Annotated in this window: 13 protein-coding genes and 1 tRNA gene; 4 read left to right on the forward strand and 10 right to left on the reverse strand. The window is 62.5% G+C overall.

Annotated features, from left to right (window positions below; genetic code table 11):
* Positions 1–162: 162 nt before the first annotated feature.
* The 3 genes from NKJ76_RS05165 to tig form a co-directional block, all read right to left on the reverse strand.
* Positions 163–1,095 (reverse strand): heme o synthase, encoded by a 933-nt coding sequence (locus NKJ76_RS05165; RefSeq protein WP_352536913.1) that lies wholly within the window; start codon positions 1,093–1,095, stop codon positions 163–165.
* 153 nt (positions 1,096–1,248) lie between these two features.
* A complete protein-coding gene (locus tag NKJ76_RS05170) occupies positions 1,249–1,629 on the reverse strand; it encodes a c-type cytochrome (RefSeq protein WP_023667668.1) in 381 nt (126 codons plus the stop codon).
* Positions 1,630–1,887: 258 nt separating this feature from the next.
* Positions 1,888–3,363, reverse strand: coding sequence for a trigger factor (gene tig / locus NKJ76_RS05175; protein WP_023681635.1), 1,476 nt, complete (start codon positions 3,361–3,363; stop codon positions 1,888–1,890).
* A gap of 352 nt (positions 3,364–3,715) precedes the next feature.
* On the opposite strand from tig, the gene NKJ76_RS05180 reads away from it, so the two are divergent.
* A tRNA-Leu gene (locus NKJ76_RS05180) sits at positions 3,716–3,800 on the forward strand.
* 103 nt (positions 3,801–3,903) lie between these two features.
* Here NKJ76_RS05180 and NKJ76_RS05185 read toward each other — a convergent pair.
* From NKJ76_RS05185 to NKJ76_RS05195, 3 genes are all read right to left on the reverse strand, one after another.
* A complete protein-coding gene (locus tag NKJ76_RS05185) occupies positions 3,904–5,352 on the reverse strand; it encodes an aromatic amino acid lyase (RefSeq protein WP_352536914.1) in 1,449 nt (482 codons plus the stop codon).
* Between the two features lie 75 nt (positions 5,353–5,427).
* Entirely contained in the window at positions 5,428–6,009 is a 582-nt protein-coding gene (locus tag NKJ76_RS05190; protein WP_023697610.1) for a GDYXXLXY domain-containing protein, read from the reverse strand.
* Complete coding sequence (locus NKJ76_RS05195) at positions 6,006–7,118, reverse strand: DUF2157 domain-containing protein (RefSeq protein ID WP_352536915.1); 1,113 nt, start codon at positions 7,116–7,118, stop codon at positions 6,006–6,008. Before NKJ76_RS05195 ends, NKJ76_RS05190 begins: the two co-directional genes overlap by 4 nt.
* A 235-nt stretch (positions 7,119–7,353) precedes the next feature.
* On the opposite strand from NKJ76_RS05195, the gene NKJ76_RS05200 reads away from it, so the two are divergent.
* On the forward strand, positions 7,354–7,494 hold the full coding sequence (locus NKJ76_RS05200; RefSeq protein WP_006335194.1) for a DUF1127 domain-containing protein: 141 nt from the start codon (positions 7,354–7,356) through the stop codon (positions 7,492–7,494).
* A 51-nt stretch (positions 7,495–7,545) separates the two neighbouring features.
* Positions 7,546–7,689 carry a DUF1127 domain-containing protein gene (locus NKJ76_RS05205; protein WP_023667673.1) on the forward strand — a complete coding sequence of 48 codons (144 nt, stop codon included), beginning with the start codon at positions 7,546–7,548 and terminating at the stop codon, positions 7,687–7,689.
* Between the two features lie 171 nt (positions 7,690–7,860).
* Here the strand turns inward: NKJ76_RS05205 and NKJ76_RS05210 are convergent, their stop codons facing one another.
* Positions 7,861–8,064, reverse strand: a complete 204-nt coding sequence (locus tag NKJ76_RS05210) for a hypothetical protein (protein ID WP_352536916.1) — start codon at positions 8,062–8,064, stop codon at positions 7,861–7,863.
* 141 nt (positions 8,065–8,205) lie between these two features.
* Between NKJ76_RS05210 and trmFO the strand changes: the two genes are divergently transcribed.
* On the forward strand, positions 8,206–9,618 hold the full coding sequence (gene trmFO, locus NKJ76_RS05215) for a methylenetetrahydrofolate--tRNA-(uracil(54)-C(5))-methyltransferase (FADH(2)-oxidizing) TrmFO (protein WP_352536917.1): 1,413 nt from the start codon (positions 8,206–8,208) through the stop codon (positions 9,616–9,618).
* Positions 9,619–9,654: 36 nt separating this feature from the next.
* On the opposite strand, the gene NKJ76_RS05220 is transcribed toward trmFO, so the two are convergent.
* The 3 genes from NKJ76_RS05220 to secDF are packed head-to-tail and all read right to left on the reverse strand — an operon-like array spanning position 9,655 to position 13,452.
* Positions 9,655–10,473 carry a phytoene/squalene synthase family protein gene (locus NKJ76_RS05220; protein ID WP_502902274.1) on the reverse strand — a complete coding sequence of 273 codons (819 nt, stop codon included), beginning with the start codon at positions 10,471–10,473 and terminating at the stop codon, positions 9,655–9,657.
* Positions 10,474–10,498: 25 nt separating this feature from the next.
* Entirely contained in the window at positions 10,499–10,888 is a 390-nt protein-coding gene (locus NKJ76_RS05225; protein WP_023705997.1) for an Mth938-like domain-containing protein, read from the reverse strand.
* Positions 10,889–10,899: 11 nt separating this feature from the next.
* Positions 10,900–13,452: a protein translocase subunit SecDF gene (gene secDF, locus NKJ76_RS05230; RefSeq protein ID WP_023741501.1), complete on the reverse strand. Its 2,553-nt coding sequence runs from the start codon at positions 13,450–13,452 to the stop codon at positions 10,900–10,902.
* Between the last annotated feature and the right edge of the window lie 187 nt (positions 13,453–13,639).

Here is a 13,639-nt window from a genome sequence, read left to right on the forward strand (position 1 = left end):
AGGTCCGGCAAGGTCGCGGTTTCACGGTGCTGCCGTTCTGCATGACTGGCCACGCGAACCGCGACCTGCACCGCAATCAATATACTCCATTGACTGGAGCTTGTCGCCCGTTCTTACAAAAGGCTCCCGGAAGGCGAGGTTTCCGAACACAGCGTCATGCCGTCACCCTCCGGCTGACATGAACGCGCGCATCGCGATGGTGTCGGCAAGCAGCACGGCAAAGATCGCGAAAAGATAAAAAATCGAATAGGCAAACAGCGCCTTGGCCGGCTTCATCTCCTTGTCGGGTATGACCAGAGCCTTCCAGGCATGCCAGATGAAACCCGCGCCCAATGCAGCCGAAACGATCCCATAGACCCCGCTCGTAAATCCGAACGCCCAGGGCAGCATGCCGATCGGTGCCAGGAGCAGTGAATAGGCGAAGATCTGCCTTCTGGTCGAGGCCTGGCCGGCCACGTTCGGCATCATCGGGATGCCGGCAGCGGCATAGTCGCCGGCCTTGAACAGTGCGAGCGCCCAGAAATGCGGCGGCGTCCACAGGAAAATGATCAGGAACAGGATCAGGCTTTCAATGCCGATGGCGCCGGTGGCCGCCGCCCAGCCGGTCATCGGAGGAAGGGCACCCGCTGCGCCGCCGATGACGATGTTCTGCGGCGTCGAGCGCTTCAGCCACATCGTATAGATGACGACGTAGAAAAAGATTGTGAAGGCCAGCAGTGACGCGGCAAGCCAGCCCACCAGCACGCCGAGCGTCATGACCGAAAGTGCGGAAAGCACCAGGCCGAAGCCGAGCGCTTCGCGGGCCGTGACGCGGCCCGACGGAACCGGCCGCTTTGACGTGCGCGACATCAGCGCGTCGATGTCGGCGTCGTACCACATGTTGAGCGCGCCGGCCGCTCCCGCTCCAACCGCAATCGCACCTATGGCGATCACGGCGATGACCGGGTTCATCGCGCCGGGCGCCACCATCAGACCGACGAAGGCGGTAAAGACGGCAAGGGCCATGACCCGAGGCTTCAAGAGCGCAAAGAAATCACTGACCGTCGCGTCCGAGAGGCGGACGCCGGTATCCTTGAGGCTTTCCTTGACCGACATTTGAGACGACCATCGATGGAAACCGGGCAGCCTAGAGCAATTCCAGGAAAAGTGTATGGGGTTTTCCGTCCGGAATTGCGTAAGAACAAAGAGATCGAGTGGATCGCCGTTTCCGTGAAACGGTGAAACGCTCTGGCCGGCCGAAGAGCCAGGTTACGGGGAAAATTGCTTCAGATAGGCGATGACGTTGGCGACGTCCTCGTCCTTCTTGAGGCCGGGAAACGCCATCTTCGTCCCTTTGACCATTGCCTTGGGGTCGTGAAGATACGTCGTCAGTGTCGGCTCATCCCATTTGACGCCGGATGTGCCGGCCGCGATCATGGCTTCGGAATATTTAAAATCCGGATGCGTGCCGGCCGTCCGGCCGATGACGCCATGCAACGAAGGGCCTATCTTGTTGGTGTCTTGGTCTGCGACGTGGCAGACCTTGCATTTGGTAAAGACCTTCTCGCCCGCCGCGGCGTCCTGTGCCCGCGATGGATTGGCGATGAAAGTTGCAACGGAAACGACGGCGAAAAACGCAACCAAGCGCATGGCATTCCTCCCTGATCGTCAAATTTGCCTCAGACGGTCTGCACATGCTGGTAGCACCAGCATGCGCCCTGCACGGCAGAATAGATTCTCCGCTCCTCCCCAGATGGAATTGCGCCACCTGTGTACCACAGAATGTGGCCGGTAGGTAGAACAGGTCGACCGTACAAAGGTTCAGGTGGGCTGCGGTGGCTCAAGAGACCGCCACAACGAAAAAGGCCGCCTCGAGGGCGGCCTTTGTCTGATCTTGTCGTCAGGCGCTTATTCGGCGTCCTTGGCGGCCTTCTTCTTCGGGGCTGCCTTCTTCTTCGGCTCTTCCGCGTCGTCGGCCTTTTCAGCCTTGTCGGCCTTCTTGGCAGCGGCCTTCTTCGCCGGCTTGGCCTTGGCGGTATCGCCCTCTTCGTCGTCAGCCATCAGCTCTTCCTTGCTGACCTTGACGTCGGTGACCGAGATCTGGCTGAGCAGATGGTCGACGACCTTCTCCTCGAACATCGGCGCGCGCAGCGTGTTCAGGGCTTCCGGATTGCTGCGATAGAACTCGAAGGCTTCCTGCTGCTGGTTGGCCGGGTAGCGGCGCACCTGCTCGAACAGGCCGCGCTGCAGTTCCTCGTCGGAAACGGTGACGCCGGCCTTCTCGCCGATCTCGGCCAAAACCAGGCCGAGACGCACGCGGCGCTCGGCAAGCCGCAGATATTCGGCGCGTGCCTCTTCTTCCGTCGTCTCCTCGTCGGCGAAGGTACGGCCGGCGGCTTCGAGATCGCGGTTGACCTGGGTCCAGATGTTGTTGAACTCGGCATCGACGAGCTTCGACGGCGCCTCGAACGAATAGGCCGCGTCAAGCTGGTCGAGCAGCTGACGCTTGACCTTCTGGCGCGTCATCGAGCCGAACTGGTTCTCGATCTGGCCGCGCACCACGTCGCGCAGGCGCTCCAGCGATTCCAGGCCGAGGTTCTTGGCCATTTCGTCGTTGATTTCCAGCGCGCCGGGCTTGGACACTTCCTTGACGGTGACGTCGAAGGTGGCTTCCTTGCCGGCCAGATGCGCTGCCTGGTAGTTTTCCGGGAAAGTGACCGTGACCTGCTTCTCGTCGCCGGCCTTGGCGCCGATCAGTTGGTCCTCGAAGCCCGGAATGAATTCCTTGGACCCCAGAACCAGCGGCTGGTCGGTGCCGGCGCCGCCGGAAAAGGCCTCGCCGTCGATCTTGCCGACATAGTCGATCGAAACGCGATCGCCTTCGGCGGCCTTGCCGGTCTTCGGCTCGAAGCTTCGCGCCGATTCGGCAACGCGCTGGACCTGCTCGTCGATCTCGCTGTCCGGCACTTCGAATACCTGGCGCGTCACCTTGATGTCGGAGAAATCCTTGATCTCGATCGCCGGGATGACCTCGTAGTTGAGGCGGAATTCGAAGTCGGCGCCGCCGGCCAGGATCTTCTCGGCCTCTTTCTCGTCTTCCGTCATGATCACTTCAGGCTGCATGGCGGCCTTTTCGCCGCGCCCCGTGATGATCGAACGGGTCGAATCGTTGAGGATTTCGTTGACCACTTCGGCCATGAACGACTTGCCGTAGACCTTGCGCAAATGCTGCACAGGCACCTTGCCGGGACGGAAACCGTTGATGCGGACCTTGTTCCTGGCGTCGGACAGCCGCGCCATCAGCTTGGCTTCCATATCACCGGCCGGCACGGTGATCTTGATCTCGCGCTTGAGACCGGAGTTGAGCGTTTCGGTGACCTGCATCGTAAAACCTTTATCTTCACCAAAGAGGCTGCCACGGCGTCTTGCCGTTCACAGCCTGCCGGTACAATCTTGCCGGGAATGGCTTTTGGTACGGAACCTGGCGATTTGACCGAAATTACGGCTCAAATCGTTCCAAACTGCGTTCCAAGATGTGAATAAGTTCTTGTTTTTCCTACTTCTTATCACATTCTGCAGAAGCGGATCGGCGCGTCCCGTCACATTTGACACGCCTTTTGTCACAGGCGAGGCCAATTTTCAACCATCTTCGCGTTGCAGCGAATGACCGCCCCAACGGCAGACATTTTCGCCCCGACATTGACAGAATGATGGCTACATGGGATTGCCGACAAATGCGGATGTGGCGGAACTGGTAGACGCCCTGGATTTAGGTTCCAGTGCCGAAAGGCGTGGGGGTTCGAGTCCCTTCATCCGCACCACCCTTCGCTCTATCGAGCTTCGGGTGGCAGGCCACCCAGGAGCTTGATAGAGCGAAGGGTGTCCTCCGAAGCCGTGGCGTAGGGGAGGACTGGCGGCGACGGCCTACACTTCAAACACCTTGCCGGTGAACCACTCGGCCAGCTTTGCCAGCTCCGGTCCCAGCACGCGGTCATCCTCGACCGGCGGCACGATCTTCCTGATATCCGCGACAAAATCCTGCAATGCCGGCGGCGCGGCGCGTTCAGTCACGTACAGGGCCTGCGAGGCGATCATCGCCAGCATCGCCATTGCCGCATCGAGGCAGCGGCCGGCCGTCGCTTCCTTGGTCCAGGCGAAGAATGCGGTGGTGGCGACGTCATCCTGGCCGGCGCCGGCCGATTCGGTGCCCGGAATGAAGGTGCGCTGCGCCGCGAGCTTGGCCTGTTCGAGATAACCGGTGATCGCCATCGGCACATAGCCGACATTGCCGTGGCCGTCGCTGTCGGCCCAATGCCGCCCGGTCATCAACAGGTCGGGCAGCAGCGAGACCTTGCCGTTCAGCAGCTTTGAGGCGTGGCGGTCGCAGAGCAGGCAGAGATCGGCCCAGATCGCCGCCAGATCATCGAGCGCCGGCGTCGCCATGGCATTGTGATAGCCGCCGGTGGAGATGCAGCGTCCCAACGGATGCGCCGTGTCGGGTGGGATATAGACCGGATTATCCGAGATCGAGGCCAGCGAGACGGTGGCCGCCTGCTCGGCGCCCGCCAGCGCCCGATGCGCATGGCCGAGCACGCGCGGCACAATGCGGTAGCTGACCGGCGCCTGATAATTGCGCCGTCCATCCCCGGCGCCGACCAGAAACTGCCGCAACCCTTGCAAGGCGGCCGCTTCGTGTTCGTCGCCCCACAGCCCGTCGAGCGCTGCATCATAATGCTCGAGCGGCGCACGAAACGCTTCGATCGACAGCGCAAACACCTTGTGCGCCATGGCGAGGCGACGGCGTGCGGCAAGTGCTGCGTCCGCCACAAGGGCGGCAGCGCAGGGCGAGCCGTTGATCAGCGAGCCCCGCTCCTTCACTTCGAGCTCCAGGCCAGCGGTAAGCTCTGCAAACAGCGGATAGAGCGCCAGAATCTCGCCGGCGCCGCCCTGCCCTTGCGACGGCACCACCGGCATCGGGCCGCCGTCGAGCATCGCCGCGACCGCCCGTGCGAGGCGCGGCGTGGACGCGGCATTGCCTTCGATAAAGTTGGTCAGCCGCGCCAGCACGATCGCCCTTACGACGCGCTCAGGCAATGGCTCACCGAACGATGTGGCGGCAGCAAAAGCCTTGATGCGCGCATGGCGGTCGCGCTCGTCAAGTTCGAGCTTGCGGCTTGCCAGCTCGCCCATCGCGGTGGTGACGCCGTAGATGACCGGCGGCGGATCGGACTCAATGAGTTTCAGGAACGACGCGCGGCATTCGGCAATGCGTTGCAAGGCCTTGTCGCTGATTTCGACCGTGTCGTTTCTCCAGGCGACGCGCAAAACGGCATCGAGATTGATATCTTCGCGGGTCGTCACCGTAATCGGCATTGTCTTCGCCCGTCTGGTTTGCATGAGGGCGAAGCGATCGATCGCTGCCGAAATCCATGCCCTGGGTAATGTCTTCTAGTAGAGCGGTTCCTCAAACAATGTCTTGTCGCCGTCCATCAGCGCCTTGATCTGTGCCTGGCCACTGGCGGCGAGCGCGATGCGCACGCCGAATGGCCGCACCCGCATGTCGTTCTGGATCGCCATGCCCTGGCCCTCAGGTAGGTAGAAGCGGTCGATGCCGTATTGCGGTGCGATCGTGGATTCAGGATCAAGCGTCCAGCCCGGCGCGACCTGGCCGACAATATCGGCTTCGTCGGCGGTCGCCGGCGTCGGAGCCTTGCCGAACCAGGCCGTGGTCGCATGCCAATAGCCGTCGGCACCCGGCTTCAGCCGGACCACGATCGGCGTGTTCTCGCTCACGAGCTGGCCGGCCGGGATGTTGGCGATCAGCTTCACCGGCAAGCGCGATATTTCATAGCCGAGGATAATATAGTCGCCGCGCAGCAGATCGCGCGGATCGACCGGCTCGACTTTCAGCAAGACCTCCTTGCCGTTGCGCAGGATCGCCGCGCGGCCGGCGATGATCCAGCTCAGGAAGCCGATCTGGACGAGCGCCAGGACCAGCGCCGAGATGACAAGTTTCTTTCCCGACATCATGCTGCCGCTCCTTCCGGGGCCTTCATGCGTTTTTCCACACGGATGATGACGAGAGCCAGGATGCCGAACAGCACCGCGGCAGCCAGGAAGAAGCCGGCCGTGCCGAGCATCGTCTGCAAGGTCACGACATAGATAATGGCGAGCTCGAAGGCAAAGCCGGCATAGGCAACCCAGCGCAGCCCCTTGCTCTCGCGCCCGCCCAGCATGATCGCCGCGGCAATGCCGGCCAGTGCGATGACCGACGCAATGGCAAAGCCGTTGCTGAAGGCGTTGTCATCGCCCAGTTCGATCTGCATCATCGCCAGCCCGGTGAGAAAGCCGATCAAGGCGTGCAAAGGCAACCGCCCGCCGAGCTGCAAGATCCGGTCGGCCGGCCCAGCGGCGAAGATCGAAACCGCAAACAGCAGCGCCGACACCACGACGAGAGGAATAGCCAGGGCGAGCGTGTTCTGGTCCAGGCCGCGCACCGCGATATAGAAAATGACCGAGACAATGATCAGGTGGCGTGCCGGCTGGCTGCGCGTCCACAACGAGACGACAAAAAGCACCGGCGCCATGATAACGAAGAAATCCGGAAATACGGGGCGGTCATAAAAGTCGAACGCGCGCACGAACAGCCAGGCAACGGATATGCCGACGGCAGCGACCGTCAGCGGGTTCGAGCGCAACGCCACCGCGGCAAATGCCGTGCCAATGCCCCAGGTGACGATGGCCGAGGCTTCGTCACCCGTGAGATGGTACATCTGGCCGACCAGCGCGATCGATCCGCCGAAGGCCGCGGCGGCCACGATCCACAGCGCCTCGCCGATCGCCGCATGGTCGCGCATCTTCAACACCGCGCCGCCGACATAGCCGGCGAGAATGACGGCAAACAGCGCCGCGACCCGCACCAGCCGCGGGATGGCGTCCCAGTTGGCGGCGACGAAGAGCAGGATCGCGGCGCCGAACAGCAGCGCTGCCATCATGGCCAATATAGTGCCGAAGCTCAGCGATTTGCGCTCGTTTGCGTCGATGTCGCGCTTAAGCGCATCGGCCGTCTTCGCGTCGATCAGGCCAGCCTGCAGCCACCGCCCGATATCGGCCCTCGCCCGTGACGAATAACTCGCCATGCCGCTTCTCCCCCAGCTTGGTCTTTCTGACAGCCGATCCGCTCAAATCGTTGACGCAACGTCATTTTCCGATTCGGGTTTCTTCATGACGAAGCCGTGAACGCGCGTTAATGTTGCATTGCACAATTTGCATTGCTGCCATGCGCCAACAGCACTTTTAAATCGATATAACCCAGCCTATTTACTGTTCGTACACAAACGGAATGATCCGAAGAAAGACGAAACGAGCACTACCATGAACCTGATCCGCAACTACCGCAACTGGCGCCGCTACCGGGACACCGTCTCCGAGCTGAGCCGCCTGTCGAACCGTGAACTGACCGACCTCGGCATCAGCCGCAGCGACATCCACTACGTCGCCCGCAAGGCGGTCTAATCCTCTTCGGATCGCAAATGATCCGAACCAGTTTTGAAAAAGAGAATGACAATGAACCTGATCCGCAACTATCGTAACTGGCGCGTTTACCGCGACACCGTTACCGAGCTGGGTCGCCTTTCGAACCGTCAGCTCCATGATCTCGGCATCGTCCGCGACGAGATCAAGATCATCGCCCGCAGGGCGACGATCTAACCAGAATTTCGCCAGGGTCGACCTCCTCCCCGACCCTGACGGATACGGTCAGCCTTCACCTCCTCCCGAGGGTTGACCACCAAAACGGCGCCCGCCGCACCTCCTCCCGCGGCGGGCGCTGTTTCCAAAGCGAACGCAGTTCGTCTTTCCGAAGCGAACGCTAGTTCGTCTTCAAAGTGAACGCAGTTCGTCTTCCAGGGATTTCGCCTCCCTCGATCCGGCGAAAAGAATTTCGTCAAAGCCGACCTCCTCCCCGGCGATGACGAATACGGCCGATCCCCACCTCCTCCCGAGGATCGGCCCCAAAAACGACACCCGCCGCACCTCCTCCCGCGGCGGGTGTTGTTGTTTTTGGGCAGGCTTTTCAATGCGCATGCAGTCGATCGAGGCGCTTTACGCCGCCATCAGAGCGTCGCCGCGGACATAAGAAAGTCGAGCTCCGTCGTTGCACGACAATGACCCACGCGTGCAGCCGGCCAATTGCAAACAGCGCGCCAAGCGATTATTCCGGCGCTCATGAGCAAAAATCCAATCCACATCGTCGGCGGCGGCCTTGCCGGCTCCGAAGCCGCCTGGCAGGCAGCACAAGCCGGTGTTCCCGTCATTTTGCATGAGATGCGCCCGGTGCGCGGCACCGATGCGCATAAGACCGATGGCCTGGCCGAGCTCGTCTGCTCCAACTCCTTCCGCTCCGACGATGCCGAAAACAACGCGGTCGGCCTGCTGCACGCCGAAATGCGGCTGGCCGGCTCGCTGATCATGAGTGCCGGCGACGCCAACCAGGTGCCGGCAGGCGGCGCGCTGGCCGTGGATCGCGACGGTTTCTCCGACGCGGTGACGAAAAAGCTTGAAGCGCACCCGCTGATCACCATCGAGCGCGAGGAAGTGCCGGGCCTGCCGCCGGCGGAGTGGGACCAGGCGATCATCGCCACGGGACCGCTGACCGCGCCGTCGCTCGCCCAGTCGATCGCCGAGGCAACCGGCGCCGATGCGCTGGCCTTCTTCGACGCGATTGCCCCGATCATCCATTTCGACACGATCGACATGGACATTTGCTGGTTCCAGTCGCGCTACGACAAGGTTGGGCCCGGCGGCACCGGCAAGGACTACATCAACTGCCCGATGGACAAGGACCAGTATCTCGCCTTCGTACAGGCGCTGGTCGACGGCCAGAAGACCGAATTCAAGCAGTGGGAAGGCACGCCCTATTTCGACGGCTGCTTGCCGATCGAGATCATGGCCGAGCGCGGCGTCGAGACGCTGCGCTACGGGCCGATGAAGCCGATGGGGCTGACCAATGCCCACAATCCGACGGTAAAAGCCTATGCCGTGGTGCAGCTGCGTCAGGACAATGCGCTGGGCACGCTCTACAACATGGTCGGTTTCCAGACCAAGCTGAAGCATGCCGAGCAGGTGCGCGTGTTCCGCACCATTCCGGGTCTGGAAAACGCCGAGTTCGCCCGTCTCGGCGGCCTGCACCGCAACACCTACATCAATTCGCCGACCTTGCTCGACGCCTCGCTGCAGCTGAAGTCGCGGCCGGGCCTGCGCTTTGCCGGCCAGATCACCGGCTGCGAGGGCTATGTCGAGAGCGCGGCGATCGGCCTGCTCGCCGGCCGCTTCGCCGCCGCCGAGCGGCTCGGCCACGCGCCATCGCTGCCACCGCTCACCACCGCCTTCGGCGCCTTGCTCAACCACATCACCGGCGGCCACATCGTTTCCGACGACGAGCCGGGCAAACGCTCTTTCCAGCCGATGAACGTCAATTTCGGCCTGTTCCCGCCGGTGGAAGCACCGAAGACCGAAGGCAAACGCCTGCGCGGCAAGGACAAGACGGTGGCCAAGCGCCACGCGATCACCTCACGCGCGCGGGCAGATTGCCGGGAGTGGCTAGGGCTGCCGGCGCAAACATCGGAAGCTGCTGAATAGCCAAGTCTCAGAGTCCTAACGCGATTGACGTTTACGTCAACTCGCTGGCCATCCCCGCGTTGCGCGCCTGAGCAACAGCCAATGCCGGCGCAGAGCCGAAAGCCGGGCTGCGCCACCAAGCGGCGAGCGGCCATTGGCCATCTTGCCGAGATAGGCGCTGGTCAGCGCCAGCGGCAGGAACGCCGGACGCAGCGTTTCCGGAAGTGCGGACGCCCCTTGCTCGAAAGCGCGGAGATGCTCCTGCGCCAATGCAATCATCGCAGCCACCGCGCGCTGAGCGCCGGGGCCGCCGTCGCCGCTGACGAACTCCTCCGGCGACGAGCCGGCCGCTGCAAGGATATCCGCCGGCACGAAGCATTGCCCGCGTCGGCGATGCAGCGGCAACAGCAGCAACAGGCCGGTCATCGCCTGGGCGCAGCCGGCCCTGCCCGCCAGTTCGGCAAAGCGCGGCGCCTCATTGGGATCGAGCACCATCGCCGCCAGCTGGATCAGCGCGGCCGCCGTCTCGCCGCAATAGCCCTCGAGATCGGTGCGCGACGGCATCGGATCGTCATAGAGGTCGAAGATGCGGGCCTCGAGCATGTTGTCGAAGGCAGTTTTGGGCAGGCTATGGGCAGAAATCGTCGCCTTCAGCGCATCGGCGAGCGGGTTGCCTGTGGCTGCGGCTTCAGCAGCGATGACATCGCGCCACCATTGCAGCCTCACTTCGCCCGGCAATGCCTCGTGGATGCGGTCGCGGACAGAGGCGATCTCGGCATTGAAGGCGTAAAGCGAAAACAGCGCCGCGCGCTTGTCGGCCGGTGCATAGAGTGCGCTGACATAGCGGTCATGGTCGCCGGCGCGCACCGCCTCCATGACGATGTCAGCTGTATCGGTCACGTCAGTCGACGGCGATCAGCGCCGCGGCCACGGCGCGGTCTTCGGCAAGCAGCACATTGTAGGTCCGCACCGCTGCCCCCGTCGACATCGGGTCGGAGCCAATGCCAGCCGCCTTCAGCGCCGCCCGAAGGGCTGCCGGCAAGGGCCGCAAATCCTTGCCTGTGCCGACCAGCAGGATCTCGACCTTGCCGGCCTCGGCCAGCAGCAGGTCAAAATCCGCCGCCGTCAGGGCCAGCGGATCGGCCGGCTCCCAGCCATGGATGCCGGAGGGCAGGCACAGAAGCGAGCCGCGATGCGACATGTCGGCGAAGCGGAAGCCGCCATTGCCGTAGGCTTCGATCGGCGCCCGTCCGGGGAAATGCGCCTCGCGGATGACGATGCCTTTTGCCACCAGCGCAGCCGTCAGGTCGCCATGGCTTTGCCGCCACCAACCGGCTTCTCCTCATCGGCGCTCGCTCCCTGCGGCCTGAGCCTGAACAAGATCAGCAAGGGTGCTGCGATGAAGATCGACGAATAGGTACCGAAGACGACGCCAAACAGCATCGCCATGGTGAACGAACGGATCACCTCGCCGCCGAACAGCACCAGCGCGAGCAGCGCCAGGATGGTCGTCACCGAAGTCAGCGTCGTTCTCGACAGCGTCTCGTTGATGGCGTTGTTCAACAATTGCGGGAGCGGCATTCGTTTGTATTTTCGCAAATCTTCTCGAACACGGTCATAGACGACGATCGTGTCGTTGAGCGAATAGCCGATAATGGTCAGGATCGCCGCCAGCGAAGACTGGTTGAACTCGAGCCCGGTGATGACGAAGAAGCCCAGCGTCATCACCACATCGTGCACCGTCGCCACGATGGCGCCGACCGCGAACTGCCATTCGAAGCGGAACCAGACATAGACCAGGATGCCGATCAGCGCGATGATCATCGCAATCGTGCCTTGCTTGGCCAGCTCGCCCGAAACGGTGGGGCCCACCACCTCGACGCGGCGGAAATCGTAATTGTCCTGCAGCTCGCCGCGCACCTTGTCGATGACGGTCTGCTCGGCGTTCTCGCCGCCATCCTGGGTGCCAACGCGGATCAGCACATCATTCGGCGCGCCGAATTGCTGGACCTGCACCTCACCGATATTAAGCTCCGACAACCGGCTTCTGATATCGCCAATATCGGCGTCGCCTTGCTTGGATTGCACCTCGATGATCGAGCCGCCCTTGAAGTCGATGCCGTAATTGATGTCGACGGTCATGAACAGCACGACCGAGAGGACCGACAGCAGGCTGGACAGCGCGAACGTCCAGCGGCGGATGCCCATGAACGGGATTTTCGTGCCGGCCGGAACGAAGGTCACCGGCGCACGCGGCAATTCCTTCGGACGCGCACGGCGCAGCCAGATCGACACCAGCAGACGGGTGAAGGTGAAGGCGGTGAAGACCGTGGTCAAGATGCCGATGGCATAGGTGATGGCGAAGCCCTTGACCGGTCCGGTGCCGAGATAGAACAGCACGACCGTGGCAATCAGCGACGTCACGTTGGAATCCACGATTGTCGCCAACGCCTTGGTGAAGCCTGTGTCGATCGACTGGATGACCGAACGGCCGGCCCGTCGCTCCTCGCGGATACGCTCATAGATCAGCACGTTGGAATCGACCGCCATGCCGATGGTCAGCACGATACCGGCAATGCCGGGCAAGGTCAGCGTCGCGCCAAGCAGCGACAAAACCCCGACGATCATCGCCACGTGCACGGCGAGCGCAATGTTGGCGAGGAAGCCGAGAAGTCCGTAGGCGACGAACATGAAGGCGACGACGAGAATGGAGCCGATGATGCCGGCGACCTTGCCGGCATGGATCGAATCCTGGCCGAGGCCTGGGCCGACGGTGCGTTCTTCGATCACGGTCAGCTTTGCCGGCAACGCGCCGGCGCGCAGCAGCACGGCGAGGTCGTTGGCGCTTTCGGCGGTGAAATTGCCTGAAATCTGGCCGCTGCCGCCGAGGATCGGTTCGCGGATCACCGGCGCCGAAATCACCTGATTGTCGAGGATGATGGCGAACGGCTTGCCGACATTCTGCTGGGTCGCCTGGCCGAACCGTGTCGCACCGCGCGAGTTGAAGACGAACGAAACCACTGGCTCGTTGTTTCGGGAATCATAGGTTGCCGTCGCCTTGGCAAGATCTTCGCCGGACACGATGACGCGATTTTCCACCAGATACGGAACCGGCGGATCGTCCTGCGAATAAAGCACCGAGGAGCCTGCCGGCGGGCGGCCGTTCAGCGCATCCTGCACCGACATCGAGGTATCCACCATCTGGAAGGTCATCTTGGCGGTCTGGCCAATGATCTCCTTCAGCCTTTGCGGATCCTGCAGGCCCGGCACCTGGACGAGCACACGGTCGTCGCCCTGCCGCTGCACGATCGGCTCGGTGGTGCCGAGTTCGTTGACGCGACGCTCGACGACTTCGATCGACTGCGCCAATGCGGCTGAGGTGCGGTATTTGATGCCGGCGTCGGTGACGGTGAATTTGAGCAGCCCGGCTTCGGAATCATCCAGGGACATTTCCTGGATGGAGCCACCGGTGAACAGGCCGGCGGCGACCGGATCGGTCAGCGGCTTAAGCGCCGTCTTAGCGGCATCGATCTGGGTTGGATCGGTGATGCGCACTTGTACGGTCCTGCCGGTGCCGCCAAGGCCGGTATAGCCCACCTTGGCATCGCGCAGCAGCGTGCGGATCTCGTCGCGGGTCGTTTCCAGCTGCGCCTTGACGAGATCATTCTGGTCCATCTGCAAGAGGATGTGCGAACCGCCCTGCAGATCGAGACCAAGCGTCATCTGCCGCTTCGGCACCCAGTTGGGCAATTGCGCCAATGTGCTGGCCGGGAAGAGATTTGGCGCGGCAAGGATGAATGTGACGGCCACGGCGATCCAGATCAGGATCATCTTCAGGCGCGAAAAATACAGCATATGGCGTTGTCCGTCAGGGCGTACTGGCGGATCGTTCCGCCGACAATTCGGTTATTTCTTGGCGTTCTTATTTGCCACCGGCTCGCCCTTAACCCGCACTTCGCCGATTGTCGAGCGCGCTGAGGTCAATTTGGCGCTGCCGCCGGCAGCGGTTTCGGCGTCAATCGCCTCTGTCGGTTCCCATTCT

Origin of the sequence: Mesorhizobium sp. M0029 (assembly GCF_040323735.1) — a bacterium.
Taxonomy (GTDB): Bacteria; Pseudomonadota; Alphaproteobacteria; order Rhizobiales; family Rhizobiaceae; genus Mesorhizobium.

What these genes read in the sequence shown, in the direction of transcription:
- tig (WP_023681635.1), bottom strand. Translation starts at nt 3,363, where the DNA reads ATGCAGGTCACCGAAACGCTCAACTCCGGTCTCAAGCGCGAGATCAAG.
- NKJ76_RS05170 (WP_023667668.1), bottom strand. Translation starts at nt 1,629, where the DNA reads ATGCGCTTGGTTGCGTTTTTCGCCGTCGTTTCCGTTGCAACTTTCATC.
- NKJ76_RS05210 (WP_352536916.1), bottom strand. Translation starts at nt 8,064, where the DNA reads ATGCGCATTGAAAAGCCTGCCCAAAAACAACAACACCCGCCGCGGGAG.
- secDF (WP_023741501.1), bottom strand. Translation starts at nt 13,452, where the DNA reads ATGCTGTATTTTTCGCGCCTGAAGATGATCCTGATCTGGATCGCCGTG.
- NKJ76_RS05165 (WP_352536913.1), bottom strand. Translation starts at nt 1,095, where the DNA reads ATGTCGGTCAAGGAAAGCCTCAAGGATACCGGCGTCCGCCTCTCGGAC.
- NKJ76_RS05205 (WP_023667673.1), top strand. Translation starts at nt 7,546, where the DNA reads ATGAACCTGATCCGCAACTATCGTAACTGGCGCGTTTACCGCGACACC.
- NKJ76_RS05195 (WP_352536915.1), bottom strand. Translation starts at nt 7,118, where the DNA reads ATGGCGAGTTATTCGTCACGGGCGAGGGCCGATATCGGGCGGTGGCTG.
- NKJ76_RS05185 (WP_352536914.1), bottom strand. Translation starts at nt 5,352, where the DNA reads ATGCCGATTACGGTGACGACCCGCGAAGATATCAATCTCGATGCCGTT.
- NKJ76_RS05200 (WP_006335194.1), top strand. Translation starts at nt 7,354, where the DNA reads ATGAACCTGATCCGCAACTACCGCAACTGGCGCCGCTACCGGGACACC.
- NKJ76_RS05190 (WP_023697610.1), bottom strand. Translation starts at nt 6,009, where the DNA reads ATGATGTCGGGAAAGAAACTTGTCATCTCGGCGCTGGTCCTGGCGCTC.
- trmFO (WP_352536917.1), top strand. Translation starts at nt 8,206, where the DNA reads ATGAGCAAAAATCCAATCCACATCGTCGGCGGCGGCCTTGCCGGCTCC.
- NKJ76_RS05220 (WP_502902274.1), bottom strand. Translation starts at nt 10,473, where the DNA reads ATGGAGGCGGTGCGCGCCGGCGACCATGACCGCTATGTCAGCGCACTC.